At 29.1% G+C, this 2,715-nt stretch carries 3 protein-coding genes; all 3 read right to left on the bottom strand.

Annotation, left to right across the window (positions count from 1 at the left end):
* Positions 1–225 (bottom strand): 2-C-methyl-D-erythritol 2,4-cyclodiphosphate synthase (locus ABIK75_04180; protein ID MEO0090284.1); only part of this gene is annotated, 225 nt, incomplete at its 3' end.
* 5 nt (positions 226–230) lie between these two features.
* Positions 231–1,265 carry a T9SS type A sorting domain-containing protein gene (locus tag ABIK75_04175; GenBank protein MEO0090283.1) on the bottom strand — a complete coding sequence of 345 codons (1,035 nt, stop codon included), beginning with the start codon at positions 1,263–1,265 and terminating at the stop codon, positions 231–233.
* Between the two features lie 537 nt (positions 1,266–1,802).
* Positions 1,803–2,715, bottom strand: a 913-nt coding sequence (locus ABIK75_04170; protein MEO0090282.1) for a hypothetical protein, incomplete at its 5' end; no start/stop codon positions are given.

Raw genomic sequence — 2,715 nt, 5'->3', positions numbered from 1 at the left:
AATTGAAGAAGAAATTCCCTTTATCTTTTCATTAGTATCGGGAAAATAATATCCAATATCATATTCACCAATTGAACCTAAAAGGGCATCACTTAACGAATGAAAAAGTATGTCCGCATCCGAATGGCCAGATAATCCATAAGCAAAAGGAATTTCAACACCACCAATTATTAACTTTCTTTTCTTTCTTAATGGATGGGAATCAAAACCTAAACCAATCCTTATCTCTTTCACATAATTATCAACTTAAACATTTCTTCTTTTTCTTTACTTTTTATTCTTAGATAGTAAATTCCTTTTTGGTATTTTTTATTATCAAAAATAATTTTTTCCTTTACAAGTTCTTTATAAAGAACTTGACCGAGGGCATTTATTAAGGTAATTTCACTTTCTTTTCCATAAAGATTAATTGTTAATGGATATTGCCAAAGGAGTGATTTAATTTTTTTCCTCTCCCTTTCTAAAATTCCAGTAAATATATCTTTTAAATAAACCTTTGACCTTCTTTTTGCTTCTGCCAATAAAATCCATGTTCCTAAATTAAACCACATCCTTTCATTAATAGAAGTGCTATCTTTTACTAACCAAAGAGAATCTTTATACCATCTAATCTCATTAATTCTTGTGGTATCTCGCCATTGAAAACCCATATAAGATGCACCTATTCTTATTACACTATAATTTCTTATTTTATAGGCATTGGGAATCAAACCATAAGGAGTTTGGACATTTTCCATATCAATTACTCGCAAAGTATCGGCGAGAAAAGTAATTGTATCATTAGGTATTCCTTCACCATCCAAGTCTAATATAAATCTTCTGCCTCTTAAACCTAAACTCCAAGAAAGATTTATTGAAAAAGGTGTTTTATAAAGGGTTTCTTGAATAAGGATAGTATCAAAGAAAGTACCGTTCCAACATAAATATGGTCCATATTCAAAAAGGGTATCATAAAATTCTTGAAAATTGGTTTTGAGAAATTTCTTTTGATAAAGGATATTTAGTGATAAAGGTCTAAATTTCCAAATTTCCGAATAGAGAGTTTTTTGGATATAAGCAATATTGCCTTGCCACAAAGTTTCTTTTACAATTGATTCGCAAACAATTTCGTCGTAGAAATAGACTTCAGTAGTTTCCGAAGGATAAAAATAATGTATTGTATCATAAGTAGAAATTGTATCCAATGCCCATTTTCCTTGAAAAATACCTAAATAAGAACCTACTGGTCCGGTAATATTAATTAAAAAGATGATTAAATATCCCATCTCTCCTCCTTTTTATTTTTCAATTATTCAATTATATTCTTTATTATAATAATTATTTAATTTCTGTCAATAAACAATAATAAGGCAATATTTTATTATGTTGTTTATTATATTTGACTTTGCTTTTTTCTATTAGCAGGTTCCGTCTACATAGTCTAACATCCAGGAATTATTTAAGCACTACGTAATTCTAAAAAGTAAACTTATTGTTAAAGCCATTAATAAAAGTATTGTTATTCGCCTTAATAAAGTTATTGTTATTACCATTAATAAAAATATTATTATTAACACTAATAGAGTTAAAAATATTCCCGTATGATAGACCTACCCCCTATTACCCCCTCCATTAGGTTTTTCTTCTTCTGTGCAAATTTTTTCCATTTTTTAATATATTTCTATTAAGAATTTATAACATTCTATAAACATAACTAATACAAATATAGTTAAAATTTTTAAAATGTCAAGGGAAATAAAGTAAACGTTTTAAGATATATATTATTATTTTAGATTATCGCATCTTATGCTGATAACGATTTCTTAGTATACAATAATCTTATAAATCTGCTCCTTCTTTTCCCAATGGATAAAATAAATACCCGGTGAAAGTTCTCTTTTATCTCTTAATTTTCTACCTGGTAATCTCTTTATTAAACTTCCGGAAATATCGTAAATTGATAGATTTTCGTTCATAGGAATATTGAAGGGAACTCTTGATTTCCATATTGAAGGAATAAACGTGCCTTTATTATCAAATTTTGCTATTTTTTCTTCTTCAATTGCTAATATTCTTTCTAATACTTGTTCTGCCCAAAAACAACGTAAGGCAAGTTGAGAAGTATCCCGACCTTGAGGACCTTGACCAGAATCTCCATAAGGTGAACCAATAACAGCAAAATACAAAGTTATAATTGAATCTGGTAAAATTTCAAAAGGACCGCAAGATAGTAAACCTCTTTTATCTCCCGGTGTTTCGTCAATTGAATCATAAGGTTCGTATTCTCCAGTTAAATGATTGTAACCTAATAATGTCAAATATCTTGCTTTGTCTTCGACAGGATCTTCCTCAATTGTCCATTTTTTAAAAGCAGTAAGATTTAAATTATTTGGTGCTTTTAATAATCTAATAGCAACTGTTCCTGGTGTTCCTCTTTCCCATACTTCACTCGGTGGTTCAATATTATCATAATCATAGAAAAATCCAACATTTTTTATTCTAAAAGTATCTGAACCAATTTGAAAAAGTTTGTTAAGAATTAAACCCGCCATATCGTCACGATAACTCCCAATATCCGCATCAATTATTATTCCCACATACACAGGATTTAATCTAAAACCTGATGAATTTACCAGTTGGTATTTTAAGATAAATATATCCTGGGCAATCGAATCAGAAAAACCATAAACAGTTAAATAAACATCCATTCCTAATGGTCTTCCTGGTGGCTGATGT

The organism is candidate division WOR-3 bacterium (assembly GCA_039801725.1).
Taxonomy (GTDB): domain Bacteria; phylum Hydrothermota; class Tepidihabitantia; order Tepidihabitantales; family DTDR01; genus DTDR01.
Note: the sequence above shows the minus strand (reverse complement) of the source record. Positions and strands in the feature narration are given on the sequence as shown.